The organism is Campylobacter sp. (genome assembly GCF_030528245.1).
Classification (GTDB): Bacteria; Campylobacterota; Campylobacteria; order Campylobacterales; family Campylobacteraceae; genus Campylobacter_D.
Genome location: NZ_JAUMZG010000022.1, coordinates 1 through 25,391 on the forward strand (window position 1 = coordinate 1; position 25,391 = coordinate 25,391).

The following is a 25,391-nucleotide window of genomic DNA, read 5'->3' on the forward strand; positions in this document are numbered from 1 at the left end:
ATTTATTGTTTTTATGATCCGGACTTTTCTCACCTTTCTTTGGGTAAATTTTCCCTGCTGAATGAAATCAAAATGGCGCAGGATTATGGGCTTGAGTATATTTACTTGGGGTATTGGGTTAAAAAATGTCAATCTTTATCCTATAAAGCCGATTATACCCCCAGTGAAATTTTAAGAGGCACGAGTTTGCCTTGTGAAAAATGGCCTTTATGGGAGGGCAAGAATGCGGATTGTTCAGAGCCTAGAAACCATTAATGTGAATACCGATGATATTTCACTTTTTTGCTATTTGAAGGATTTGATTACGAAAAATTTTAGCAAGGTTGTTGGGAGAAAGAATAAAATTTTTTCTTTTTTTGAGGAGAGTGAAATCCCACAAAGGCGCTATTTTTTGAAGCTTTTGGATAAGAAATATTGTCAATTTTCTAACGAGGGTATAGAAAATTTAAAAGAGGCGCATTTTAAAACCTTTCGTTTAAATTTTGAGCAAGGCAATGCGCTAAAGCCCATGCTTAGTATTGAGATCGATTTTGGCGGTAAAAATATTTTCATGCGGCTGAGTTCCAATGAAAAGCTTTTTGTAAGCTACATGAGAAATTATTTTAAAGAGCATTTTGACTCTTATGATGAGGGGACCTTTATATTTGCGCTTAAGTATCAAAATGAAAGCACTTTTGAGCTTTTTGAGCTTTTTGCGAGTGAGAGTGAACATCTGAGGTATTGTGTTGATTTCAAAATCAATTCTAAGGATTACAAAGAATGGCGCCAAGGTATCCACAGCAGGGAGAATGTGAGGTGGAAATTTGATGCTTTGGCTAAACTTTTTGGTAATTATTTTTCAACGCTAGAATGCACTCCGCAAAATGATTTGAGCGAAATTCGTCAAAAATATCTTGTCTTAGTGAAGCTTTATCATCCTGATTTTCAATACAACAAAAGTTCGATAGAAAGGGCTTATTGTAGAGAGCAATTTGAAAAAATTCAAATTGCTTATGACAATTTGAAGGCTTTGTATAGGAATAATACTTAATGGATTTCGTAATTATGTTACGAAATTGCTACAAATTGATTGATTTTGTAAAAAACTTTGATAATTTTTAATTCAAACTTCAGTTTGTTTGTATGATTTGCTAAATCATTTTTAAGGGAGTTTTTTATGAAAATATTTCGATCGGGCTTAGTATCTTTATTGGCATTGTCTCATTTGAGCATTTTAAACGCTGCTCCGTTAGATGAAGCTATAAAAAATATAGAGGCTTCGGGCATTTTGCGTTACCGTTATTATTGGAGTCGCGGGGATACAACTGAACCACAATATCAACATTGGGGGGGCTCGTCAAATCCTGACGGAGCGAATCAAATAGCAACCTATAGAATGGATATGGGATTGAGCGGTGATGTGGCTGATAATTTTAATATTTTCACGCATTTGGGTTATGCTAGTGGTGATTATAGCTATGGAAGTAAAGCTAAAGCCGATACAAATAAAACTTTTAATCTTAAACAATATTTCTTGACTTATAGCTTGAGTGATTACAATACAAAAATCATTGCAGGTAGGCAGGCTATCGACTCCATATGGGCTGGACCTAATATTTTCACCGAAGGTGCTGGTAAAAATGTGTACACGGGTATAGTAGGAATGGGCACTCGTTTTGTTACGGAGATCAACGATGCTGTTAGCATAAATGTTTTTGGCTTTGATAGTTGGGATTGGGAAAGGGCTGGATTGAAACGTTTAGAAAATGGTAAATTTAGCGATAATGGGAGTGATATACAAGCGGATGTTGCTCCTCTCGTCTTTAAAAATTTTTACGGTGCATCTTTGCAAAACAAATTCGCATTGGGTGATGATTCGATAAATCCTAATTTACATATTGGCTATGTTCCCTCTAAGGCCTTATTGTATGCTGGCTCTCTTTCTTATGAGACAACATTTTCTGAGTTGAAATATACGGGGAGTCTGGTTTATTTAGGAAATTCTGTTGGCGATTTATTGAAAAATTCTAATTTTACCAATGGAAATTATGTGCAATTGGATGGACAATTTAAATATGATGTTTGGGATTTTAGATTGGGGGCTCTTCATTATGGAGATACGAATAAAAAAAGTTTCGCAGTCATAGAAGATCAGGGCAGCTTGGACACTGGACCTGGACTTGATATTCTTTATACCAATGGCTCTAGGCTCAATGGCGATTTAGGTCGTAACACTTTCACATATTTTGACATAGGCTATACCTTTATCAAAAAACTTCGCTTGGGTTTTTCTACTGTTTATGGAGGTACTAAAATTAGCGATAATGTTTCTTTTAAATCTTATGACGGAAAAGGTAATGAAGTTACTCTCGTTGGACAGGGTGGCAAAAAATATGAGCTTATTGGTAGAATAAGCTATGCGCACACTCCAAAACTAAGCTTATCGGCCTTCTATGCACACACAGCCATCGATAGAAAAGGATACGATGGAAGCAAACACATTGCAAGAACTCAAATTTTCTACAGATTTTAAACAAAAAGTCCAATAAATTTGGACTTTAATCCATCTGACGACGCAAGAAAGCCGGAGTTTCCAGCTGGGTCATCATTTCCTCATCATAGCCGCCACTAACCTTTTTGAGATTAAGATAAGGATTCTTTTTTGTAGAATTCGTTTCGTTTGAATTTTTTTGCGCCTTGTCTTCAAAGCCAGTAGCGATAATCGTTACCTCGACTCTATTTTCCATACTATCGTCTGTAGTGGATCCAAAGATAATTTTAGCGTTTTCATCCACGACTTCTTCGATGCTATTTGCCGCTGCTGAAATTTCAATCAAAGAGCAATCAGAACTTGTTTTAAAGTGCAAAATAACACCCTTAGCACCCTTAATATCCATACCGTCCAATAACGGCGACTCGATGGCATTAGACAAAGCCTCCTCAATGGCATTCTCTCCCTCAGCACTGCCCACGCCCATAAGCGCCAAGCCCCTATGACTCATAATAGTTCTAACATCGGCAAAATCCACATTGATGTCTCCATTATCAAGCAGGATAGAAACCATACCCTTGACCGCACGAGCAAGAATATCATCAACGAGTTTGAAAGCGTCCTTAATCCCAGCCTTTTTATCGATAATGCTTAAAAGCTTTTCGTTTTGAATGACCAGTATGGAATCACTTTCTTTTTTAAGCTCCAAAAGTCCATTTTCTGCAAGTTTTTTTCTCTGCTTCCCCTCAAAAGTAAAGGGCATCGTTACCACAGAAACGGTCAGAGCACCGATTTCTTTAGCAGCCTGAGCGATGATGGGCGTAGCGCCTGTGCCCGTGCCTCCGCCAAAGCCTGATGCGATGAAAACGATATCGCTTTGACTCAGTGAGGCTTTAATCTCCTCAAAGCTCTCCCTAGCACTCTCCGCACCCACTTCGGGCAACATACCCGCACCCAGGCCCTTAGTCTTTTTTTCGCCCAGTTGAATTTTAGTTTTAGCTAGAGAATTTGAAATGGCTTGAGCGTCGGTATTTGCAGCGATCAAATCCAAATCATTAAGTCCCATTTTGACCATATGATTGATCATATTGCCACCCCCTCCGCCGCAACCGATAACCTTAATCTTAGCGCCCTTGTTGTGCTGCATTTCTTCCACTAAAAACTCTCCCATAATCCTTGCTCCTAACTAAAATTGATTCATGATTTTATGCCAAATGCTGCGGACAACATTTGGTTTTTTTTCTTTTTTTTCTTCAAATTCCAACTGCTCCTGAATGGAAATTGTATCATTTTCCTGTAAATCCTCGCCCAAAAAATCGGATTTTGTTTCCTTTCGTTCCTCTTTTTCCAAAACGAAATCCTGCTTAGGCTGACGATTAAAATTTTCAATTTCCCCCTTGTATCTTAGCTTTTCATTAGAGTCGAGCTCATAGGGGGTGAAATAACCCGCCCCGTAAAGGCAAAGCCCTATGGCGCAGGTATTTTCAGGGTCATTAAAAATTTCACTAAAGCCATTGATCAAATCCTTTCTCGCGCTAGCAAGTCGGACGGATTTGTTGTCAAAGGTCGCTGGGGCTAGCTCATCAAGTCCCGCTAGTTTCGTCATCCCGCCAGTGAGGATGACGCCGCCGCCCGCACTATTTGCATAGCGATTATCGCTCAAAATTTTGGCCAAAATCATCAAAGTCTCCTCGGCCCTTGCGTAAATGACATTAGAAACCACATCGAGGGAAACCTCATTCACCCTTCTTTCATCCCCCATGGAGGGAATTTGTATGAGTGCGTTGGGTTGCATGGAAAGAGCAGCGTATCCAAGCTTGATCTTCTCAGCCTCCTTGAGCGGCGTGTGCAAGGCCATGGATAAATCCTGCGTGATGTTGATAGAGCCAATCTGCAAACAATCATTATAGCGGATGGAATTCCCCGTATGAATGGCCATATCACAAATCGCCCCGCCCATGTCTATCAAAACAGCACCCAGTTCTTTCTCGCTATCATCCAAGCAGGCTATGGATGAGGCATAGCCCGATAGGACGATATTATCCACCCTCAGGTCTGCTAACTCCACAGCTTTTTTTAAATTTTTAATGTGCGATTCTTGAGAAATGACGATGTGGGTCGAAACCTCCAGGCGATTACCGCTCATGCCCAGAGGATCATCAACATGCTCCAGATCATTGACCTTGAAATTATAGGGCAGGACATGGATGATCTCGTGTCCGCTGGGTAAATTTGCCGTATGCTTGGCCGTGCTCACGGCGCGATGGATTTCCTTGATGCCGATTTCATGATTGGGGATGTTGACCACGCCCACGCTATCAACGCTTTTTGTGTAGGCGCCCGAAATAGAAACGACCACCTTATCATAACGCACCCCGCTCATCATCTCCGCACTTCTAACCGCCTCTTCTATGGACTTGGAGGCGAGTTCTATGTTGGTAATGGCGCCCTTTTTGACGCCGCTGGTTTTGGTTTTTGCAAAGCCGATGACCTTCAGTCCATCGTCGTCTTTTTGAGCGATGATGGCGCAAGTTTGCGTTGAGCCCAAATCAATTCCTAATATATTCAAAATCAATTCCCTTTGTAATAAATTTCAACCTGATAATTTTTTCTCAATGTTTTTAAAAGCTCTTGCTTGATTTCATTGGCTTTAAGGGCCTGTAAATTCCGCTCCATATCAGCCCTAGTTTCGTTAAAATCTTTAGCACTCAGATCAAGTTTTTGCTTTTTAATCCTATAAAGCACAGCCCTTTTATCATCAAGGATAACATAAGAGCTGTTTTGATCGGAGTTGAAAACGCTATTGACAAAATAGCTAAATTCGGCATTATTAAGCATCGTATCCTCAATTTTTTTCGCGTCTTTTTTGGAGTTACGATTGACAAAGCCTATGTCGATCCCCTTGAAATTCTCTAAATTTTCTCTCGCCTTAGCCTCTAAATTTTTTCTGGATTCTTCGCTCAAATAAAGGGGCAAAACCTCCTCCCTAGCCTCTTCAAAACTCTTCGTTCGTGCTGGGTTAGTTTTATCAAGGCGCACGATGAGGTAGCCCTCTTTCCAAACCACAGGCTTCAAAACATCACCCTCTTTAGCCTTAGCCAGAGATTCTATTGGATATAAAATATCATTTTCCGTGACATTAAGCTCTTTTTCAAAATTTATTTTTTTATTCCTCAGAGCGATGAAGCGCTCATTGGCAATGCCCTTAAATTTATCCAAGGCATAGTCCCTCGCAACATCAGTTTTGGCATCTTCAAAGCTAAGAATTTTCCCGCTAAAGTCCTTATATTTGAATTGATTGTCCCCATCCTCATAAAAGGCCCTAAGCTCCTCTTCCTTGTAGTCCCCACCATCGACTTTTACAAGATAGGTGGAAAGTTCGTAAATTTTTTGAGTCTTAAAGTCATCTTTGTGCCCCTCCCAAAATTTTTTGAGCCTGTCTTCATCGATGGCTATATTCTTAGCATCATAATCGAGCCTAGCAATGCTCAAAAAATCCCGCATATAATAGCTGCTCGCTAGCATTTTGAGCTCCTCTTCCCTGCTGGGTATTTTAAAGACCGCTTCGAGCTTTTTGTGTATGATTTGATCGCCCAGAATTTGCTCATAATCCTTAGGTAAAATTTTATTTTGCTCCAAAAGTTTGTAGTAAATGTTTTTATCAAACACTCCGCTGTCGTTTTGAAAGGCGCTTTCTTTGGCAAGCTCTTGCACGACTTCCTCTTCGCTGAAATTCAAACCCAAATCCTTAGCAAAACGCAGCAAAAGCTTATCTTCGATGAGAGAATTCAAGGCCAGAACATCCAGTCCCAATGCCTTCGCGCTTTCTTCATTGAGGTTGCCATTGCTGATTTGATTGTAGTAGTTGTAGATATTATTGTAACGGGTGTTGAACTCGCTGAAACTGATTTTTTCATCATCCACAAGGGCCACAGAACCGCTCCTGTTTTGATTATAATCATACGCTCCCCAACCCACAGCAGTAGCGCCGATGAAGGCGATGGCACTCACCCATACCGTTACAATGAGATATTTTTTATGATGTTGCATCCAAGTAAGCATAATCCCAAGCCCTAAATTTCCATAAACTTTTACGAGCGGCGATTGTATCTAATTAGAGTTAAATGAGCTTTAATTTTTTGATATTTGGGGCAAATTTTTGGCTACAATTGCACTTTTTAAGAAAATCATAAGATTCACACAAGGAAAGAGGATTGCAAGCACCCCACACGCCCGTTTTACTCCAAGAAATTCTCCAGCTTTTTTCTCCGCTAAAAGAGGGTGTTTTTTTGGACGGCACTTTGGGTTATGCTGGGCATAGTCAATGCCTCTTAGACGCGCATCCAAAGCTCCGTTTGATAGCCTGCGATCAGGATGATGAGGCTCTGAAATTTTCTCAAAATCGCTTGGAAAAATTTAGCCAGAGAGTGAGCCTTCATCATTGCAATTTTACAGAAATTTTTGATCGGGTGGAAAGCTCTTCTGTGCGGGGAATTTTAGCCGATATCGGGCTTTCTTCTTTGCAGATGGATGCCAATCGAAGGGGCTTTTCCATGAGGTCTGATTTTTTGGATATGAGGATGGATCGGCGCTTGAAATTTAGCGCCTTTGATGTGGTGAATTCTTATTCTAAGGACGCTCTTGCCTTGATTTTTAGGGAGTATGGGGAGTTGAAGGATGCGGAGATTTTGGCGCAAAAAATCATCAAGGCCCGGGCGCAAAATGCCATCACTAGCGGCAAAAAACTTCGCGAGATCATAGGCGATGCTAGGCTTGACTCTAGGAAAATTTCCAAGGCGACCCTCGTTTTTCAGGCGATAAGGATCGAGGTCAATAAGGAGCTTGAAAATTTAAGAATTTTTTTGGAAAAGGTAGAAAATTTAGGGCTTAAGGATTGCATTTTGGCGGTGATTTGCTTTCATTCTTTGGAGGATAGGATGGTGAAGCATTTTTTCAAAAAATGGAGCCGGGCTTGCATTTGCGATGAGAGGGTGCTGCGCTGTGAATGCGGGGGCGATCATCATCGCGGTCAAATTCTAAGCAAAAAACCCATAGTGCCAAGCGATGAGGAGGTGCGCGCCAATCCCCGCTCAAGTTGTGCTAAAATGCGAGCCTTTTATTTCAGGCAAGATAATGCGAGAAGATGATTTTTTAAAAGAAAAGCAAAACATCCGTCAAAAAATGCTCAAATACTCCCGTGCCATCAGTCAGGGGCGACCCTTGGATGATGAATTTAGAGACGAAACGCAGAGCGATGTCATACTAAGGAGGCGTTTTAAAAAGCGCAAAGCCTTGTCTTATGAGGATTTTGATGGGCATGAGGAGAAAAAATCCAACATCTACCTTAAAGAAGATTTGATCAATGTCAAGCTGGATGAGGAAAAGCAGCCCTTGAGCTTTAAGGTTTTAAGCTATCTCAAGGACAGAAAAAGGCGTAAAATCCCCATCCAAAAGCGCAATAAAAAGGGATTTTTTGCCCTTAAGAAAAAGAAAAAATTTATCCCAGAACCTGAGGCTAAAATTCAAAAAAAAGATAAGGGACACTCAAGGGTCAAAAATTTGCCCATTTTGTCAAAAAATGAGGCCCCCAAAAATGAGGCTCTCAGTCGTTTGAATTCCAAGCCCCAAACGATCCCCCTCCCACAGAAGATGCCCGCCCAAACGATGCTTCCCCCTCAAACCCTCACGCCAAAAATGATCCAAGAAGACCCTCCAAAAGACCCCAGTGATGAAAACGCTCAAAGGGCTAAAAATACACTACTTGAGGGCTATATCGAGGCTACGACTGAGGATAGGAATCTCAATTTCCACCATCTGCTTTTCGCGGCTTTGTTGTTGAGCTTTGCTTTGTTTTTATTCGCCCCGCAAATTTACATACGCAATCAAATTTATTACCTGAGCAAAGAAATCGCCACCCTCAAAACCGAGGAGAGCGTTTTGACTGAGGAAAATAAGGAACTCAAGAGGCGTTTGGAAAACATGCGCTTTCAAAATCAAATTTTGGACTATTTGGAGTGATCTTCAACGATCTTTTCTAGGACATATTGCTCCAGATTGATTTTTGAAGCCTCGTTTTTGAGGGCGTCTTTGTAAATTTCTTCAACGATTTTGGAATATTTTTCATAGTCAAAGCATGGAAAATGAAGATCCCAAGCCTTTTTTATGAGTTTTTTTGAGATGATTTTGCGGGTATAAATTTTAAACAAATCAAAGCCCACAAACACAAAGGCCGTTACCAAAACCGCACTGATAATGCTGATGTGAAAATCAAGTAGAGTAAAAAAATAATGCGTGATCAAAAGCAGGGGTAGCAGGATCATCAGGCATAAAATTCCGTAATAAAAATAGGCATTGAGATGTTTCATTTTGAAATTAAGCTTGGCAGGATCGATGAGCATGTCTTCGTTAAAGAGGGCATTTGCCTCCAACAAATCCCTCAAAAGCACGGGATGATTGGAAATTTTAAAGAGAAAATTAAGACTGAATTCTTTGATTTTTTGCATGGCCATCCACCCTCATTTTAAGAATACATTAAATTCTATCACAAATTCACAGGCGCCGAATTTAGCGGCATTCCATCGCCTAACCCACCCCCACCATCCAAACTCAAATCGCCCTCAAGGCTGGGTTTTGAGCCCCTGCAAATAATTTTCTATGGAGGCTTTTTCCTTTTCGTTCAATTCCACGAAAGAAAATTCCTCGATTTTACTGAGGAGCAGATTTTCCTCGCTCACCTCCCCACGGCCTATCTCAAGGCTTGTGATGGCACTTTGCGCGATGAGCAGCCTGTCAAATTCCCCAAGCCTGAGTCCCCAAATATCATGGATGGCCACATTTTCACCCCTCAAGGTCCCCGCATAAAGCATGATATGCCCCCGCATGTAGATGAAGGTGAGGTAGGCCTTGCCGAATTTTTTGAGGAAATCCTGCTTTTGCTCATTGCTTAAAAAACGCACATCAAAATGCGTAAAAGCGTTATTTTGTGCCAAAGAATTGCGCGGCAGGTAGATGCCAAAGGGCGCAAAAATATCCCGCAAAAATAAAGAACAATCTCGCTCAAAATCATACCCACCCCAGCCATAAGGCAACCCCAAAAGCTCCCCAATTTGACGCTTCAAATTCGCATCGTTAAAGGCGAGGGGGAAGGGAGAGGCTTGATTTTTAGCGATTTTGTATTTTTTAGCGCCTATTTTTCCATAATAATACTTCGCATCGTCCTTATAGTAGGGGTAGAGCGCGCCGATTCTGGTTTCAAAAAAGAATTTCCCATCCTCATCCCACACGGGCATTCTTTCCCTCAGGGGGGTGATGAGGGGTAAATTTTCGTAAATTTGAGCCCTCCTTTCGCTAAAAATTTCCAAATTTTCAGCCTCCACAAAGCCCATCCCCCCCTCACTCAGCACGAAGGCATAACGCCTATCCTTGCTAAAATGCGAGATCAAAACGGCACTTCCCGCATTCAAAACCGAATCAAGAGCGTAGTCAAAGGGGATGCCCTCACTGTCCCTGAAGGGGTATTTGAGCAGGGCCCTTTGCGTGGGGAAATTTTTCAAAAAGGCATTTTGCACCACGAGGGCCTTTTGGCTTTTCGTGCCAAGGGCGCTGATGTTAGCGTTTTGGATGCCCTCATCAAACCACTGGTCGGGGATTTTTTGCTTGTTGAAAAAATAATACTCCCCCCTTTTATAGCCTTCAAAGGACCAGAAGGCATCGTTTTTTCGCACCCCCTCAAAAGAGCCGTGCCAAGCGGAGAAAAAGTGCTTTTTGTAGGACTGGGGATGGTGGGGATTTTGCGTTTTTAGGGCGGAAAGCTGGCTGGGATCTTGCTCAAATTCCAAAGTGGCGTAGGGGAATTTTTCAACGACGATCTTGGGCATGGGCTCTAAATCATACATCGGAGCGTGGGCTTTTTGCGCGCTGCAAGCGAGGGAAAAAAGTGCCAACAAGCACGAAAAGCACGAAAGATAACGCATCATCGACCCTTTACTAAAAATGGCTACAATTATAGCTTAAGGAAATCCAATGCTTGACAAACTCAAACAAATTTTGCAAAAGCACAATGTCTTTTTAAGCGGCGGGGCGGGGGTTGGAAAGAGTTTTTTGACGCACGAGCTTAAAAATTCCTACAAAAAAAGCGGCAAAAATGTCGTAGCGCTGGGCTCGACGGCCTTGAGCGCCTTTAATATCGGCGGCTGCACCCTACATAGTTTTTTTTGTCTGGGGCGCATCCAAAGCGTGGCTAATTTGGGAATTTATGACAGAAAGCAGCGCGAAAAGCTTGAAAAGCTTAACGCTTTCTTAAAAAAACTCGACCTCATCATCATCGATGAGATTTCTATGGTGAGCGCTGCGGTTTTTGACATGATAGCGCTGCGGCTTGGGAGTTCTCGCTTTAGGGGTAAAATTTTGATTGTGGGGGACTTTTTTCAGCTCCCGCCCGTAGCGCCCAAGCAAAGCTCGCTTTTTTCACACTCTCACTATGCTTTTGCCTCCTTTTTTTGGAAGGAGCTTCAGTTGGTCAATCTCAAGCTTTCGGTGCCGAAAAGAACAAGCAATGCGCTATTTTACAGGCATCTGTCCCTTTTGCGCGAGGGGGATTGGGCGAGGATTGAGGTGGAGTATTTCAAGCGCTTTCTCATCTCTCCGGCTGCGTTTGAGGACTTGGATGATGATTTCACCCTGCTTTGTGGCATCAACAAGCGCGCAAATTCAATCAACGAGCAAAAGCTTGCAAAAATTCCCAACCCGCTATTTTGCATTCAGGCTGCGGAAAAAATCAACGATGAGGGTTTGAGCAAGGAGCAGTTTGATGCCTGGGTGAGGGGGCTTGGAATTTTACTTCAGTTGCAGCTCAAGGTCGGGGCGCGAGTGATTTTCTGCATCAACAATTTTGAGCAAAATTATTTCAACGGCGAGCAGGGTGTGGTGGAGGAGATCGCCGATGAGGAGGGGTGCATAAAAATCCGCAAAAACAACCACCACACCATCATCCTCAGGCCCTATACCTTTTTGCTTGAAGAGCTGGGGCAGGATGGTGGGTTCATCACGCGAGCGAGCCTCACGCAATACCCCCTCAAACTCGCCTACGCCATCACCATCCACAAATCTCAGGGCATGAGCATAGAAAAACTGGTGTGCGATATCGATCACATTTTTGAAAACGGGCAGCTTTATGTGGCGCTTTCTAGGGCTACTGAGCCTAAAAATTTGAAAATTGTCTATTCCAAGCCGCTTGAATTTGAGGATTATTTCATGCAGGCCTTGAAAATGGACGAGGGCGTGCGGGAATTTTATGAGAAAAATATTTTTGTGGATTTGGAAAATGAAGGAGCGATGCGATGAAGAGGATGATTTTAATGCTTTTGCCGTTTTTTTTGAGTGCCCAAAATTTAGAGCTTGAAGGGCTAAGAACCGAGCTTTACTCCAAAAGCGGGGGGAATGTTTTGAAGAAGATCGAGCTTGGCTTGGAATTTGAGGGTAAAAATGTCAAGGACAATGAAAAAAAAATTATTGACGCGGTGCATACGGTCCTTTCTGGCTTTTTTTATGAGGACATTTTCACCGAGCTGGGGAAGAATAATTTTAAAAAAACCTTAGAAAAATTCTTGGATAAAAAATACAAAATCAAAATCGATAGCATTTATATCCTATCCCTAAGCGGGGTGGAAAAATTTGACCTTGAGGAATTGAAACGCTTTTTGCAGGGCATCGAGACCAAACCCGCCCCCGCACAGACCACCGCACAGACTCAAAAATTTGCGTCCTCAGGTGCAGATTCCAACCGCACGCTCAAAATCCCGCCAATTTTACCCCCAATGAGCGATGAAGGGCCAGAGGATGATGGCGCGATAGACCCTAAGCTTTTTGAGCTCTCAAGGAAGATCGAAAGGGTGATTAAGGAGGGGAATCTCACAAATCCCAGCGAGGGCTTTGCGGTGGAATTTGAGGGCAATCAAAGCCAACCCTAACGCACGATGTCGTAGTTTTGCGGGTATTTGGGGGTGAAAATTTTAGGATCGATGGGCCCGTCTTTTTGAAGCTTAAAAAGCGTGATGGATACGAAGTTCTCCAGCTCATCCTTGTAAGAAATTTTTTTGATCGCATCATTTTCCAGCTCGATGGTGTAGTTGATGTTTTGGTATTTGGCTTCAAATTTTGCAGCCCCCAGCCTCTTGGCCTTTTTGAAAATTTCACTGAGGTTTGGGATGCTATCTATCCTTGAAATCAACACCTGCTCAAGATCATGCTCCACAATCACAATCTCATCATCATTGATGTAAATTTCTTTCTTTGCAGGCTCTTCATAGGACCAAAGGGCCCTATTGTTTTGCAGCACAAAATGCCCCTTGTATTCGATTTTCCCTTGCTGAGAGTGCACACCTTGGACAAAGTCCGCACTCAGGTTTTTGAAATTCAAATCCAAGGCAAAAATTGGCCCCCAAAAAAGGCCTAAAAAAATCAAAATCTTCATCACCCACTCCAAAACGCACTTTGGCTCTGCTGCTGTGCGCATTGTAGCTAAGTTTAATTAAATCCTATTATAATGCCCATTTTTGATTTTACGGCTGGGGTTGAAAATGCTTATAAACGCTTTGAAAAATTTATTGGGGACCAAAAATGAGCGCGAGGTGAGAAGGTATCAAAAGCGCGTGGGGCTCATCAACGCCCTAGAGCCAAAATATGAGGCCCTGAGTGATGAGGAGCTTTGCGGGGAATTTGCGAAATTGAGGGAGCAAATTTTGAGCGGGGAAAAAAGCGAAAACGACTGCCTCAATGATGTTTTTGCCATCGTCAGGGAGGTGGGCAAAAGGACGCTTAATATGCGCCATTTTGATGTGCAGCTCATCGGCGCGATGGTGCTTTGCGAGGGTAGGATCGCCGAGATGAAAACGGGCGAGGGCAAGACCCTCGTGGCGACCCTAGCTGTCGTGCTTCATGCGATGAGCGGCAAGGGCGTGCATGTGGTAACGGTGAATGACTATTTGGCCAAGAGGGACGCTGAGCAAATGGGCGCGATTTATAATTTTTTGGGCCTTTCTGTGGGCGTGGTGCTGTCCTCACAAAATAGCGATTTGGAGCATAAAAAAGCCTACGAGTGCGACATCACCTACGGCACGAATAACGAATTTGGCTTTGATTATTTGCGCGATAACATGAAATTTTCTAAGGCCGAGAAGGTGCAGCGGGGGCATCATTTTGTCATCGTGGATGAGGTGGATAGCATTTTGATCGATGAGGCACGAACCCCCCTCATCATTTCAGGCCCTGCAAATCGCAGCCTTGAGGGCTATATGAGGGCCAATGAGGTCGCTAAGGCCCTGCAAAGGGGCAGGGTCCTGGAGGCGAAGGAAGTGGCCGGGGGCGCCAAGCAGGAGGGTGATTTTATCGTGGATGAGAAAAACCGCTCCATCCTCATCACAGAGGCTGGTATCGCCAAGGCGGAGAAGCTTTTTGGTGTGGAGAATTTATACAGCCTTGACAATGCCGTTTTGGCCCACCAGCTCGATCAGGCCCTCAAGGCGCACAATCTTTTCGAGCGCGATGTGCATTATGTCTTGCGGGGGGGGGAGCTTGTCATCGTGGATGAATTCACAGGGCGCCTCAGTGAGGGGCGGCGCTTCAGCGAGGGTCTGCATCAGGCCCTGGAGGCGAAGGAGGGGGTGAAAATTCAAGAGGAGAGCCAGACTCTGGCGGACATCACTTTTCAAAATTATTTTAGGATGTATGAGAAAATCGCTGGCATGACGGGCACGGCGCAGACGGAGGCTGGGGAGTTTTCTCAAATTTATAATCTGGATGTGATTTCTGTCCCTACGAATGTGCCCATCAAAAGGCAGGATAAGGATGATTTGATTTACAAGAGTCAGGCGGAGAAATTTAAAGCCGTCATCGAGGAGATCAAGGCGGCAAATTCCAAAGGACAGCCTGTGCTTGTGGGCACGGCTAGCATCGAGCGCAGTGAGGCCCTGCACGCTCTCCTGAAAAAAGAAAAAATCCCCCACTATGTCCTCAATGCGAAAAATCACGAGCAGGAGGCCTTGATCATCGCTGATGCGGGCAGGAGGGGCGCTGTAACCATAGCGACGAATATGGCCGGGCGGGGCGTGGATATAAAAATTGACGATGAGGTGAGGGCGCTTGGGGGGCTTTACATCATCGGCACGGAAAGGCACGAGAGCCGCAGGATAGACAACCAACTCCGCGGCCGTGCGGGACGACAGGGCGATGCGGGGGTGAGTCGCTTTTTTCTTAGCCTTGAGGATAATCTTTTGCGCATTTTCGGGGGGGATAGGATTAAGGGCGTTATGGAGCGGCTTGGGATCAAGGAGGGGGAGAGCATTGAGAGTCGCATCGTAACAAAGGCGGTGGAAAATGCGCAAAAAAAGGTGGAGAATTTGCATTTTGAAAGCCGCAAACACTTGCTCGAGTATGACGATGTGGCGAATGAACAAAGGAAAAACATTTATCGCTATCGCAATGAGCTTTTAGATGAGGAGTATGACATCGGGACGAAAATTTCGCAAAATATCGCTGAGTATGTCCAGCATCTTTTGGCCTCGTTTTTGGAGGGCGAGGACGGGGTGGAGGAGCTGGGGCGGCAAATTCGGGGCGACTTGGGGCTTGAGCTTGGGGGGCTGAGGGAGCTTGATTTGAGCGCGCTAGAGGGGAAGCTCGTGGGGCTTTTAAAGCAGGGCTATGAGGAGAGGATGGCTGGCATCGCAAAGGAGCAGAGGGCTGGGGTGGAGAGAATTTTGTATTTGCAGGTTTTGGATAATGCGTGGCGGGAGCATCTTTACCAAATGGACATTTTAAAAACGGGCATAGGGCTTAGGGGGTATAATCAAAAAGATCCTTTGGTGGAGTATAAAAAGGAGAGCTATAGCCTCTTTTTGGAGCTTGTGGAGCGGATAAAATTTGAAAGCGTCAAGCTGCTTTTTAGCGTGCGTTTTGCGCAAAAAGGGGCGGAGAATTTGGAAAGAGCGGGTGAGGAGGTGCCCTTGGAGCGGGGCGCTGAGCCGGGTGTGAGTGGGGATGATTTGGGTGGGGTGGAATTTAAAAAAGTCCCTAGAAACGCTCCTTGTCCTTGCGGAAGCGGGAGGAAATTTAAAGAATGCCACGGAAAGAGCGGACCTAAGAGGGGTGGGGTGGTAGAGAAGATATAGTAAGGACATTTGTTTGAATTATTTTTTGGAACAAAGCATAGTCCTTGCTAATCAAAGAGACTATTTAGACCAGCTTTTTAGAGTGTATCCTATGTCGCCAGATAATACTAGAGAGATAGATTCTATAAAATGGAAAAGATTTGATCAAGCTTTTGCTAAAAATAATCAAAGCGAAATCATAGAACCCTTACTTGATTTTGAGCTTTTGCAAAAAATATGCGACAAGCTAAATAACACAGATTGGCAGGAGCTTGGCTTTGTGTGTGATGGGCGGTTTTTATTCTCGCAAAAAAGCCTAGAAAATGCAATGCTAGATTCTAGTTTTATCAAAACTAGCATAATCAACGAAGTAAAAGGCATTAACCGCGTAGTGTATGACATCACTTCAAAACCCCCGGGAACGATTGAGTGGGAGTAGAGATAAATCAATGACAAAACCAACGCATTTAAGCACACAAGAAAAAATCAATCTTGGCAGTTTTTATACTGCTGATTTTTTGGTCAATGCAGTCTATACAATGCTTAAAAAATATATAGATTCTAAAGATTATGTGCTGCTTGATAGCTCGTGTGGGAGTGGGAATTTCTTGCAATCACAAGCCATTATAAAAAGCGGATTTGCTAAAGATAGCTTTAGCAAAATTATTGGAGCTGATATTGATAAAATGGCTTTACATATCGCAAAACGCACACTGGATTCTAAGGTGATTTTGCTTCATAAAAACGCATTGCATAATGTTACTAGGGAGCATTTTAATCTCACGCAAACTGATAAGCTCATCATCGTGGGTAATCCACCTTATAATGACAGAACTTCTATCGTGCAAAATCATCTTAAAAATAAAGATTCTATACAAATAGATTCTGCTTTACAACATAGAGATATAGGCATAAGCTTTTTACGCTCTTATGAGAGATTAAAGGCGGATTTTATCTGTGTTTTGCACCCACTTTCTTATTTGATAAAAAGGGCAAATTTTAGCGCATTAAAAGATTTTGCAAAAGCTTATAAACTCATAGATTCTACAATTATTAGCTCTCAAATTTTTTGCAAAGATTCTAAGGGGTATTTTCCCATAATTATTGCTTTGTATAAAAGGGATAGTAATGGAATGGATTATGACTATATTTGCAATTTTAATTTTAAGACAATGGCAAACAAAAATGAGAGTAAAACATTCAGCTTAAATGATTTTGACTATATCGGCAATTACATTGATAAATATCCTAATAAAAAGCGTGTAGCAGACTCTCAAATCAAAGCGATGTTTTACACAATGCGTGATATAAATGCCCTGCGTCGCTCTAAGACTTTTATAAACACAGAAAATAGCAATACGATTTTTGTCCCACAAGAAAAATATAGCCTTTATTGCTATGTTGATGTGTTTAAATTATTTTTGCCACATATCCCTTATTATTTTGGAAATTGTGAAGTAATGATTGACTTTCAACAATTTAAAGCTCTAGAATCTCACTTTATAATGGCGAGTGAAAGCAAGATTCTAAGCCCTAAGATTTTGCAGTATTTTAGAGATTTACTAGGAGTGCATTATGAAAATACAAAAATGTGAAAATAAACAAATCTTTGTAGAAATTCCGCTTACCACACAAAGTGGCAAAACGAGAGTAAAAACACGCAATAGCTTTTATGAATATGGACTGCCCACTGCAACAAGACAGATTCCATTTTCACAAAAGCATTACATTGAGTGGCAAATCGGCTATGATGTAGATAAAAATGATAAAGAAAAATTGGCTTTAAGCACTTTAGGGCAAAGTGAGTTTATCGGGGCAAATGGCAAGACAAAAGCCCTGTATGAGCTTAGTGAATATCTGTACTATTTCACGCAATGGGGGATTATTACAGAGAGTGAAATAACAAATTTATTAGCATTTTTGCAAAATATTAACGATGATGAATATTTAGATTCTAGGAGTGATTTACAGATTTTACGAAGCCACCCTATAAGTAAAAAGATTTTAGGTGTGGAGTTTTATGAATCTCAAGTCAAATATCCGCTTTTGGTGCATAAATTTAATCATTTTGATGTGCTAGTAGAAATCATTATTAAAGAAAAGCAAAGGGCGGTTGGTGTGCAGCCTATGCTTTATGTTTGCTTTCCTATCACAGAGCTGCATTGTAACCCCACACTTTTAGGCAGAGTGGCAGAATCTAAAGAATGCGGTTTGCTTATCTTAGATTCTAAGGATAAAGACTTTTTGCTAGAGACTTTTAAAATCTTTGGAATGCTAAGTAAAAATCATAATTATGATGTGTGCGAGATTGTAAAGATTATAAAAGTTAATATAAAGAGCTTAATAGATTGCAAGAAGCAGGACTAATTGAATGGAGTAAAACAAATAATCCACGCAAGAAAGTTTATATAGATGAATGCAAAGGCAAAAAGATACAAGATATTTGGGAGTGTAAAGACTCTCAAAATCCAGCCTATCCTACCGAGAAAAATAGAGCAATGCTAAGGCGTATTATTGCTATGTCGTCAAATGAAGGTTCTAGGGTTATGGATTGCTTTTGTGGAGGGGGAGGATTTTTACAAGAAGCCCTAAATTTAGGGAGAAAATTTATCGGCATTGATGAGAGTATTGAAGCTATAAAACTTAATCGAAAATGGATACGAAATAATGAAAATAATTTATTCGGTTCTGATGTTGCTTTGATCGAAAAGTTTGTTTTAAATCGCACTCATCAATGAGGTTAGGGAGTGCATTGGTAATGTGGCAAATGTCAAACATTTGAAACACGGAGAAATGATTGATAGAGATAACCGGATAAAATTAAATAATTTTGTTTGATAAAATATGATTATAATCTCAAATTTTAAATTTTGTGGAGTTTTCAATGTCAGCAAAGGTTTTTTTACTATCCATTGTTGCCGCACAAAGCTTATATGCGATGAATGTGGATAGACATAATTTTTTTACAAGAGACTATCTGGACTTCGGGCAGAATTTAGGGCAGTTTAGTGCCGACTCTAAAAATATAACCATAATGAAAAAAGATGGTACTAAAGTTGCTTTGCCCAATTTACCCTTTCCTGACTTTCTAAAGTTTGATGGCTCTAATAGAACTTCAGTAGGCGGCGCTTATACAGCCTCTTCAAAACATGTTGTAGCTCCAAATCAAAATCGTTTCGTATTAAAAAACTTCAAGCTTGGCGAGACGACTTACACTGACATAAAAATCAATCCATATTTGAATGATTCTGCATTCACGAGAGTGAATAAATTCATCGTAGAAGGGGGCTATAGAATTACTAATTTTCAAGACATTAAAAAAAATCCACAAGATTATCATACCAATTATGATGGAGAGGAACGCATTATATTATACAGGAGCGGTCAAGGACTTATGAGTTTTGGTGATTGGCAGGGATCGCCTCAAGCTAGTGATTCTGTAAAGAGTCCGGGTATAGCCGGAAATTTTTTTTATCTCAAACTTAATGAGATTAATGATTCAAATAAACTAGTGGTAAACAATAACAATTACGGTCCGCTTAGAGGACTCATTAATACAGAGATAGTGGAAGCCCCGCACTTGTTTTTAATAATAAACGGAAGGAATGGGAGCTGATTGGGACAGCATGGGGTGCAACGAGGGCAGATAACAATCAGGTTGCAAATACCTTTTTCAGCATTGCCATTCCGAGCAAACTTGAAGAATTTAAAAAACAATTTGAAGTACAAAAAGAGATAAATGGGATAGAAAAATTTGAGAAGGATAAGGATAATGTTTATAGTGAGAATGGAACAATTAACATCAATGAGGAGGTTGTGAATGCTGGAGGCATTATCTTAAGGGGCGAACAAAAAACGCTTAATGTCAATGGCAATAGTCGTTTTGCAGGTGCCGGAGTTGATGTAACTAACAAAAATTCTAAGATTGTATGGAATGTATCCACAAAAGACGATTTGCACAAAATCGGTAAAGGAACTCTTGAAGTGGTGAAGGCTACGGATGGTAAATTACGTATGGGGGAGGGCATTACAAGATTAAAGGCTAAAGATAGCTTTAAAGAAGTGCATTTGGCACATAGAGAAGGCGTATTGATCATTGATGCTGAAAATGCGACGGATTACAATAAACTTAGCTTTGGCAAGAATGGAGGAAGGCTTGATTTAAATGGATATAGTGCTGTCATGGAAGGCGTTAAAGCTTTTAATGCAAACGCTATAATTTCTAACAATGCTGAAAAAATTTCCACACTCAGGCTTAACAATAAAAAAAATATCATTGTGCATGCGACTTTTGGTGGCAATATCAAGATCCAAGCAGGTGCTACAAATGAAACCAATGTAGCCATTGGGAAAATTATTTTTGATGGAGGGTTTCATCTTAAAAGTTTGTTTGGGGATAATCAACACATTGTTTTACAAGGAAAACCTGTGCCACATGCGACTTGGAAAGATGGTTATTTGAGCCTCCCTCCCATTCCAACTTTTTGGGGCGCTAAGGAATATTTTATCGGGTATTATATTGATAAATTTGATAAAGAAAAGGCCAATTTAATGGACTTGAGGCATATGGTTGTGAATCAAACTGTAACCTTGACACAGCCTGACTGGATACAAAGAGAATATAGCGGAATGATTGCATTGAGTGGGCAATCTAAGCTTTTCATTGAAAGAAATGCTGACATAATCGCAGACATTACGCTCAATGATAGCTCCCAACTTACCTTTAATAGCAAACTTCTATACATTGACACTAAGGATAGCAAAGAGCTCGAGCAAGATGTACAAAGTCAAACCATTGATTCAAGAAGCGTGAAAGATACCATTACTTTTAGAGGAAAATTGACAGCCAATGCTCAATCCAAAATCGTATCTAATGGCATAAAAGAATTGAGTGCGAGTATAGATCTAAGTGGTGATTCCAATCTGGATGCAAAACAAGATGAAATAAAAATTTTAAAAGAAGGCTTAAGGTTAAAAGATAATTCTTCTTTTACGGCAAAGGCGCTACACGTCAAAAATATAAACAAAAGTTCTATATTTGTTGATAAAAATTCTCAACTTAACATCGATGAGCTCAAGTTGGAGAAGAGTGAAATAATGTTTAATATTAAGAATGAAAATTTAAATTTTAAAGTCAATCTTAATGAATCGATTCTGAACGTTGCCGATGAATCAAAAATTCCTCAAAACATAAATTTAAAAAAATCCACCTTAGCTTTTGAAAATATCAATTCCACTCTTTCGCTTAAAAATTCCACATTTGATGATACATCCATTTTAAAGATAAAAAATTTAACTCATAAACAAAACGATAATGGTAGGGTTACTTGGAGAAATAATGGCGTAAAACACATTATCTTAAGCGATAGTTTAAAATTAGAAAATGTGGGCAGCGGCAAGGGTGATGAGAAATTTCTAGCACTCAAACTCGATGATGTGGAGATGAGCTTTGCAAATACGGGTAGAGTGGTCGTATCTTTCGTTGAAAATTATTTGGATAATGATACGACATTGGGTCGCCTGTATGATGTGATTATGCTTCAAAAATTGACATCACAAGGAGATCTTTTGGTACATTTTGAGGGTCAAGACAGCAATAGCAAAATTCAAGCGATCGCTACTAAAACAAACACGGGCATAAAAATAAGCTTTGCACAAGATAATCAAGTTAGTGCCGAACGTATAATGAGTGCTATTGACAATCGTACAAAACATCATCAATTTTTTTTACTCAGTGATTTCATCGCTACACACGCGAATCATCCATTAGTTTTAGATGTAGCCTTCAATAAAAATAATACTCATGCTATTGATAGAATTGTTGAAAGAATTGAAAAGATTGATAGTGATGCTAAAAACATTTCAAAAACAATAACTCAAAATACAAATTCACAAATAATCAGTCATTATAATAAAATTACAAGTAAGCGTATAGGTGCCATTCAAAATAATATCAGTGCGAGCAATGAAATTAGTCCTTATTTATACGCTTCACTCGTCAGTGATTTGCCTTTACCTATCCCTAATGTTGAAAATCCTCACAATAGCATGTGGGTTAATACTGGAGGTGGATATTTTGATAGTAATGGACATTTAAAATATTTTAGCACCACTTTTGGATACGATAAGCAATTTATGTTTAATGAAAGGGACGCAATTTTAGGCCTTTTAATGAGCTTTGGAAAAAGTTATGCGAGTAATAGTGCATATAATGATAATACGAGTAATTACGGATTTGGCCTTTATGGCGCTTTAACGCACGATGCACACGAACTACAATTTAGCAACAATTATGTCATAGGTAAAAGTAAAAAATACAACAAGTTATCGATGGACAGGATGACAGATCGTAGTTTTGGCATAAGTGGTATTTATAAATATGCGTTTGAATTTGATGCTAGCAAGACCAAACCTATCTTTGGCTTGGAATATATCATCAATAAAATGGCAGGATACGCTCTGGATATTATGAGGGTAAAGCCCTATGATTATCGTGCGTTGAATGGTATTTTAGGTGTTGAGTGTGGCTATACTAAAGAAAATTTATTTTTGAGTGCGGGGATATCTGGAAAAAAAGCTATCGCAAGGACAAATGATAAAATACACGTTGGTATTGATGGCTCCAATCGTTTCGTGGGATATGATTTGCAAAGTGATAGGTTGATCTATAATCTTGATCTAACGGCAAACTATAAGATTAATGATGCTCTTTTACTGGAAACTAATGTCAATCTTCAAACGACATTAAAGGGTGATGGCGGTGTGAGTGGGCTGCTCAAAGGAGAGTATCGTTTCTGATGTAATTTTTCCTCGTTAGTACGATTTGAAGAGGAAAATTTTACAAAAGGTTTTAATGGAGGGCATTGCAGATCGCTTGATGTTTGCTATATTTTCATTGAAAAGCATTTTGGAGAATTCCATGAACCTAACCCGCTACCTACTTTTTAAGTATCTCCGCTTTGACAAAGAGCAGCCCTTCATCAATCTCTCCATGCTCCTAGCCTTTCTTGGCGTTTGCGTGGGGCTTTGCGTCCTGCTTGTGGCGATGGCGATCATGAACGGCTTTGATAAAGAATTCCAAAAGCGCTTTTTTGTGATGAACTATCCCATCACGATTTTACCGCAGTTTTACGCCCCTGCCGATGAGATCTTGCTTAGGGCATTGCGTGAAAATTTCCCCAAGCTCCTCTTCAGCCCCTACATCGCCACTCAGGCGATCGCTAAAAATGAGCAGCACTTTGAGGGCGGTGTGATGTTTGGCGTGGATTTTGAGGCCGAAAAAAAAATCAACCAAGTCCTCCACCAAGCCCTAGGAGAGGGGACGCTTAACGGCTATGAAATTCTAGCAGGAAGCGCCCTGGTTGAGGAATTCGCCCTCGCCAAAGGCGACAAGCTCACCATGATTTTCCCCCACCCAGGCCCCAGCGGTCTCTCCCTCATCCCCACCACCAAGCGCTTTGAGCTCAAAGCGACCTTCCACTCAGGGCTCATTTTCTACGACAAGGCCTACAGCTTCGTTTCGATGCAGAGTTTAAGAAAAATTCTAGGCCGCAGTGATGGCGGGTATGATGGCATCCGCGTTTATAGCGAGGACGCCTTCAGGGACATAGAAAAAATCAGAGCCTTTTTGGGGCAGGATTACCGCGCTGTGGGCTGGTGGGAGCAAAATCAAAATTTCTTCTCCGCCCTAGAGCTTGAAAAGCGCGCACTCTTCATCGTTTTGATGCTCATCATTCTCGTTGCGGGGCTTAACATCATCAGCGCGCTCTTGATGACAGTGATGAATCGCCGCACCGAAATCGCCCTCCTCCTAGCCCTTGGCGCGAGCAGGGCGGAGATCAAAAAAAGCTTCTTCGCGCTTGGCATGCTCATAGGCGGCAGCGGGGCGCTTTGCGGCATCATTTTAGCCCTCATCGCCCTGTGGGTTTTGGGGAATTTTGACCTCATCTCCCTGCCCGCCGATGTCTATGGCACCTCAAAACTCCCGCTTGACTTGTCCCTGCTTGACTTTTTCCTGACCCTCGCTGGCACGCTTTGCATCATCGCACTTTCTTCTTTTTACCCCGCGCACAAGGCCACGAAGGTCAGCGTTTTAGACACCCTGAGGAATGAATGATTTTTTCGCGCTTTACGCCACCCATCCCCACTCAAACCATAGTCCCTGTCGCTTTCCCCGCTAGATCGAGGCCTTCGCACTCACCTGCCGCGCGGTGGGGAGGCGGTAAATTCATCCAGCAAAGAGGCGCGAGAGGTCATAGCCCTCATGAGTTCAAATTCTGGCCCCTTGTGCCGACTTTCCCGGTCTGGCGCTGGGTTCATTCAAATGCCCAATTCGCAAAATTAAGCGAGCGGATCGGAGGGCTTTCGCGTGCTAATCCAGCCCCCCGTCAATCTCACAGCATCCCTGCAGGCGGTGCGTGAATTGGCGTGAGGGGAGTGGGAGCTTTTGTGAATGGGGTGCTTGGCGTGTCGCTTTGGGCGCGATGGGCTTGGCATTAAAGTGGAACGCTCTTTGCTTGATGCGATCAAAAATTCATATCAAAGGATGGTGATGAAAAAAGTTTCATATTGTGCGCTTGCTTTTGTATTTTTGGGATGCAGTGCGGCGGTGGATCCTGAAATTTCAATGAAGCCCCCTGCCTATGTCGAGGAGCTAGCCCCCAAGCAGAGCCATAATGTAGCATCCGCGCCCGGCTCGCTTTTTGGCCGCGGGGATAATCCCCTTTTCTCCGATAAAAAGGCGATGAATGTCAATGATTTGGTCACCGTCATCATCCAAGAAAATACCACGCAAAGCACTCAGGCCAACAAGGCTACCAATAGGACCAACACCGCAAATTTAGGCGGCGGCGCCCTAACGGGAGGCTCGGGGATAGTAAAATCGGCCATCGATAGGGTCAATGCCTACTCCAATGTCGGTTTTCAAACCAACAGCACGAGCAATTATCAGGGTGCGGGCTCACAAAGCCGCAAGGAGAGCTTTAGCACGACCATTTCGACGCGGGTGATTAAAATTTTATCCAACGGAAACTACTTCATCGAGGGCTCAAGGGAGCTCCTCATCAATGGCGAAAAGCAGATCATCCAGCTTAGCGGGGTGATCCGTCCCTATGACATCGGACAGGACAATACCATCGATAGTCGCTATATCGCCGATGCTAAGATACTTTACAAAACGGAGGGTGAGGTGGATAAAAGCACGAGAAAGCCTTGGGGAACTAAGGTTTTGGAGACGATTTGGCCTTTTTAATTTTGCCGAATTTTGAAGCCACCACAAACGAATGAATTGATTAGTTTTGCTACAATCGTGCTAAAAAATTAAAGCGATGAAAATGGGGATTTTGACAAAATTAGAGCTTGAATATGATGGCGATATGGTGGAGAAATTTTTGCACTTTTTTAGAAAATTCTGCGATGAATTTGAGCCCCTTACTGTCAAGCTGGGTAGCGATAAAATAAAATACAAAGAGGCCATAAAGGAGCTTGATACCTTAGCGCATAATACGGCTTGGGCGGCTAGAGAGCTGGGGCTTGAGGAAGTGACGGATTTTTGCGTTTTTTGTGAGGATATGATGGCGCAGGCTGGGCGTTTTGAGGGGCCTGCGAGTGAGGAATTTATGGAGTGGATGTTTTTGGTGGGAGAGCAGCTTGAAAAATACTGCAAAAGCTACGAGGATGATGCGGCGGTTTTAGCTGTTTTTAACCCTTCTATCGTTAAGGTGCCCAATCTCATTTCTAAGTAATGGGGACGACTTGGCTTCGACAGGAGTAGTTCTGCT

At 41.9% G+C, this 25,391-nt stretch carries 22 protein-coding genes and 1 pseudogene; 17 read left to right on the plus strand and 6 right to left on the minus strand.

All coding sequences use genetic code 11. From position 1 onward, the window contains the following. The 3 genes and pseudogenes from Q4A73_RS05015 to Q4A73_RS05025 form a co-directional block, all read left to right on the plus strand. Positions 1 to 255 (plus strand): annotated as a pseudogene (locus tag Q4A73_RS05015) (arginyltransferase); the annotation flags it as partial. Continuing rightward, positions 224 to 1,030 (plus strand): adenylosuccinate lyase, encoded by an 807-nt coding sequence (locus tag Q4A73_RS05020; protein ID WP_303206347.1) that lies wholly within the window; start codon positions 224 to 226, stop codon positions 1,028 to 1,030. The pseudogene Q4A73_RS05015 and the gene Q4A73_RS05020, both read left to right, overlap by 32 nt. Positions 1,031 to 1,156: 126 nt before the next feature. Then, positions 1,157 to 2,512, plus strand: coding sequence for a major outer membrane protein (locus Q4A73_RS05025; RefSeq protein WP_303206348.1), 1,356 nt, complete (start codon positions 1,157 to 1,159; stop codon positions 2,510 to 2,512). A gap of 25 nt (positions 2,513 to 2,537) precedes the next feature. On the opposite strand, the gene ftsZ is transcribed toward Q4A73_RS05025, so the two are convergent. Genes ftsZ through Q4A73_RS05040 form a run of 3 tightly spaced genes read right to left on the minus strand, consistent with a single transcriptional unit; the run spans position 2,538 to position 6,532 of the window. Further along, a complete protein-coding gene (gene ftsZ / locus Q4A73_RS05030) occupies positions 2,538 to 3,641 on the minus strand; it encodes a cell division protein FtsZ (RefSeq protein ID WP_303206349.1) in 1,104 nt (367 codons plus the stop codon). A 15-nt stretch (positions 3,642 to 3,656) separates the two neighbouring features. Continuing rightward, the gene (gene ftsA, locus Q4A73_RS05035; RefSeq protein WP_303206350.1) at positions 3,657 to 5,045 is read right to left on the minus strand and encodes a cell division protein FtsA; all 1,389 of its coding nucleotides are present in this window, start codon (positions 5,043 to 5,045) and stop codon (positions 3,657 to 3,659) included. After that, the gene (locus tag Q4A73_RS05040) at positions 5,042 to 6,532 is read right to left on the minus strand and encodes a peptidylprolyl isomerase (protein WP_303206351.1); all 1,491 of its coding nucleotides are present in this window, start codon (positions 6,530 to 6,532) and stop codon (positions 5,042 to 5,044) included. The genes ftsA and Q4A73_RS05040 overlap by 4 nt, the downstream gene beginning before the upstream one ends. A gap of 152 nt (positions 6,533 to 6,684) precedes the next feature. On the opposite strand from Q4A73_RS05040, the gene rsmH reads away from it, so the two are divergent. Then, entirely contained in the window at positions 6,685 to 7,617 is a 933-nt protein-coding gene (gene rsmH / locus Q4A73_RS05045; RefSeq protein WP_303206352.1) for a 16S rRNA (cytosine(1402)-N(4))-methyltransferase RsmH, read from the plus strand. Next, positions 7,604 to 8,488, plus strand: coding sequence for a hypothetical protein (locus tag Q4A73_RS05050; protein ID WP_303206353.1), 885 nt, complete (start codon positions 7,604 to 7,606; stop codon positions 8,486 to 8,488). The genes rsmH and Q4A73_RS05050 overlap by 14 nt, the downstream gene beginning before the upstream one ends. On the opposite strand, the gene Q4A73_RS05055 is transcribed toward Q4A73_RS05050, so the two are convergent. After that, the gene (locus tag Q4A73_RS05055; RefSeq protein WP_303206354.1) at positions 8,476 to 8,973 is read right to left on the minus strand and encodes a hypothetical protein; all 498 of its coding nucleotides are present in this window, start codon (positions 8,971 to 8,973) and stop codon (positions 8,476 to 8,478) included. The genes Q4A73_RS05050 and Q4A73_RS05055 overlap by 13 nt on opposite strands. Before the next feature lie 114 nt (positions 8,974 to 9,087). Next, positions 9,088 to 10,443: an SH3 domain-containing protein gene (locus Q4A73_RS05060; RefSeq protein WP_303206355.1), complete on the minus strand. Its 1,356-nt coding sequence runs from the start codon at positions 10,441 to 10,443 to the stop codon at positions 9,088 to 9,090. 49 nt (positions 10,444 to 10,492) lie between these two features. Between Q4A73_RS05060 and Q4A73_RS05065 the strand changes: the two genes are divergently transcribed. Continuing rightward, complete coding sequence (locus tag Q4A73_RS05065) at positions 10,493 to 11,812, plus strand: AAA family ATPase (RefSeq protein ID WP_303206356.1); 1,320 nt, start codon at positions 10,493 to 10,495, stop codon at positions 11,810 to 11,812. Next, positions 11,809 to 12,438, plus strand: coding sequence for a hypothetical protein (locus tag Q4A73_RS05070; RefSeq protein ID WP_303206357.1), 630 nt, complete (start codon positions 11,809 to 11,811; stop codon positions 12,436 to 12,438). Before Q4A73_RS05065 ends, Q4A73_RS05070 begins: the two co-directional genes overlap by 4 nt. On the opposite strand, the gene lolA is transcribed toward Q4A73_RS05070, so the two are convergent. Beyond that, a complete protein-coding gene (gene lolA, locus Q4A73_RS05075) occupies positions 12,435 to 12,941 on the minus strand; it encodes a LolA-like outer membrane lipoprotein chaperone (RefSeq protein WP_303206358.1) in 507 nt (168 codons plus the stop codon). The two genes, Q4A73_RS05070 and lolA, sit on opposite strands and share 4 nt — an antisense overlap. A 106-nt stretch (positions 12,942 to 13,047) precedes the next feature. Here lolA and secA point away from each other — a divergent pair, with 106 nt between their 5' ends. The 10 genes from secA to Q4A73_RS05125 all read left to right on the plus strand — a co-directional run bounded on the left by secA (position 13,048) and on the right by Q4A73_RS05125 (position 25,355). Further along, on the plus strand, positions 13,048 to 15,633 hold the full coding sequence (gene secA, locus Q4A73_RS05080) for a preprotein translocase subunit SecA (protein WP_303206365.1): 2,586 nt from the start codon (positions 13,048 to 13,050) through the stop codon (positions 15,631 to 15,633). 25 nt (positions 15,634 to 15,658) lie between these two features. Beyond that, positions 15,659 to 16,051, plus strand: a complete 393-nt coding sequence (locus tag Q4A73_RS05085) for a hypothetical protein (protein ID WP_303206366.1) — start codon at positions 15,659 to 15,661, stop codon at positions 16,049 to 16,051. Between the two features lie 10 nt (positions 16,052 to 16,061). Further along, a complete protein-coding gene (locus Q4A73_RS05090; RefSeq protein WP_303206359.1) occupies positions 16,062 to 17,207 on the plus strand; it encodes an SAM-dependent methyltransferase in 1,146 nt (381 codons plus the stop codon). Then, on the plus strand, positions 17,188 to 17,979 hold the full coding sequence (locus tag Q4A73_RS05095) for a R.Pab1 family restriction endonuclease (RefSeq protein WP_303206360.1): 792 nt from the start codon (positions 17,188 to 17,190) through the stop codon (positions 17,977 to 17,979). The genes Q4A73_RS05090 and Q4A73_RS05095 overlap by 20 nt, the downstream gene beginning before the upstream one ends. Further along, positions 17,961 to 18,350, plus strand: coding sequence for a site-specific DNA-methyltransferase (locus tag Q4A73_RS05100; protein WP_303206361.1), 390 nt, complete (start codon positions 17,961 to 17,963; stop codon positions 18,348 to 18,350). Before Q4A73_RS05095 ends, Q4A73_RS05100 begins: the two co-directional genes overlap by 19 nt. 146 nt (positions 18,351 to 18,496) lie before the next feature. Further along, positions 18,497 to 19,228: a hypothetical protein gene (locus Q4A73_RS05105; protein ID WP_303206362.1), complete on the plus strand. Its 732-nt coding sequence runs from the start codon at positions 18,497 to 18,499 to the stop codon at positions 19,226 to 19,228. Between the two features lie 128 nt (positions 19,229 to 19,356). Beyond that, on the plus strand, positions 19,357 to 22,410 hold the full coding sequence (locus Q4A73_RS05110; protein WP_303206367.1) for a S6 family peptidase: 3,054 nt from the start codon (positions 19,357 to 19,359) through the stop codon (positions 22,408 to 22,410). Positions 22,411 to 22,531: 121 nt separating this feature from the next. Next, on the plus strand, positions 22,532 to 23,728 hold the full coding sequence (locus Q4A73_RS05115) for an ABC transporter permease (RefSeq protein ID WP_303206368.1): 1,197 nt from the start codon (positions 22,532 to 22,534) through the stop codon (positions 23,726 to 23,728). Between the two features lie 435 nt (positions 23,729 to 24,163). Continuing rightward, on the plus strand, positions 24,164 to 24,862 hold the full coding sequence (gene flgH, locus Q4A73_RS05120) for a flagellar basal body L-ring protein FlgH (RefSeq protein ID WP_303206363.1): 699 nt from the start codon (positions 24,164 to 24,166) through the stop codon (positions 24,860 to 24,862). A gap of 82 nt (positions 24,863 to 24,944) precedes the next feature. Next, positions 24,945 to 25,355 carry a histidine phosphotransferase gene (locus Q4A73_RS05125; protein ID WP_303206364.1) on the plus strand — a complete coding sequence of 137 codons (411 nt, stop codon included), beginning with the start codon at positions 24,945 to 24,947 and terminating at the stop codon, positions 25,353 to 25,355. Positions 25,356 to 25,391: the final 36 nt, after the last annotated feature.

What these genes read in the sequence shown, in the direction of transcription:
- Q4A73_RS05020 (WP_303206347.1), top strand. Translation starts at nt 224, where the DNA reads ATGCGGATTGTTCAGAGCCTAGAAACCATTAATGTGAATACCGATGAT.
- Q4A73_RS05025 (WP_303206348.1), top strand. Translation starts at nt 1,157, where the DNA reads ATGAAAATATTTCGATCGGGCTTAGTATCTTTATTGGCATTGTCTCAT.
- ftsZ (WP_303206349.1), bottom strand. Translation starts at nt 3,641, where the DNA reads ATGGGAGAGTTTTTAGTGGAAGAAATGCAGCACAACAAGGGCGCTAAG.
- Q4A73_RS05040 (WP_303206351.1), bottom strand. Translation starts at nt 6,532, where the DNA reads ATGCTTACTTGGATGCAACATCATAAAAAATATCTCATTGTAACGGTA.
- Q4A73_RS05050 (WP_303206353.1), top strand. Translation starts at nt 7,604, where the DNA reads ATGCGAGAAGATGATTTTTTAAAAGAAAAGCAAAACATCCGTCAAAAA.
- Q4A73_RS05055 (WP_303206354.1), bottom strand. Translation starts at nt 8,973, where the DNA reads ATGCAAAAAATCAAAGAATTCAGTCTTAATTTTCTCTTTAAAATTTCC.
- Q4A73_RS05060 (WP_303206355.1), bottom strand. Translation starts at nt 10,443, where the DNA reads ATGCGTTATCTTTCGTGCTTTTCGTGCTTGTTGGCACTTTTTTCCCTC.
- Q4A73_RS05065 (WP_303206356.1), top strand. Translation starts at nt 10,493, where the DNA reads ATGCTTGACAAACTCAAACAAATTTTGCAAAAGCACAATGTCTTTTTA.
- Q4A73_RS05070 (WP_303206357.1), top strand. Translation starts at nt 11,809, where the DNA reads ATGAAGAGGATGATTTTAATGCTTTTGCCGTTTTTTTTGAGTGCCCAA.
- lolA (WP_303206358.1), bottom strand. Translation starts at nt 12,941, where the DNA reads ATGAAGATTTTGATTTTTTTAGGCCTTTTTTGGGGGCCAATTTTTGCC.
- secA (WP_303206365.1), top strand. Translation starts at nt 13,048, where the DNA reads ATGCTTATAAACGCTTTGAAAAATTTATTGGGGACCAAAAATGAGCGC.
- Q4A73_RS05090 (WP_303206359.1), top strand. Translation starts at nt 16,062, where the DNA reads ATGACAAAACCAACGCATTTAAGCACACAAGAAAAAATCAATCTTGGC.
- Q4A73_RS05095 (WP_303206360.1), top strand. Translation starts at nt 17,188, where the DNA reads ATGAAAATACAAAAATGTGAAAATAAACAAATCTTTGTAGAAATTCCG.
- Q4A73_RS05105 (WP_303206362.1), top strand. Translation starts at nt 18,497, where the DNA reads ATGTCAGCAAAGGTTTTTTTACTATCCATTGTTGCCGCACAAAGCTTA.
- Q4A73_RS05115 (WP_303206368.1), top strand. Translation starts at nt 22,532, where the DNA reads ATGAACCTAACCCGCTACCTACTTTTTAAGTATCTCCGCTTTGACAAA.
- flgH (WP_303206363.1), top strand. Translation starts at nt 24,164, where the DNA reads ATGAAAAAAGTTTCATATTGTGCGCTTGCTTTTGTATTTTTGGGATGC.
- Q4A73_RS05125 (WP_303206364.1), top strand. Translation starts at nt 24,945, where the DNA reads ATGGGGATTTTGACAAAATTAGAGCTTGAATATGATGGCGATATGGTG.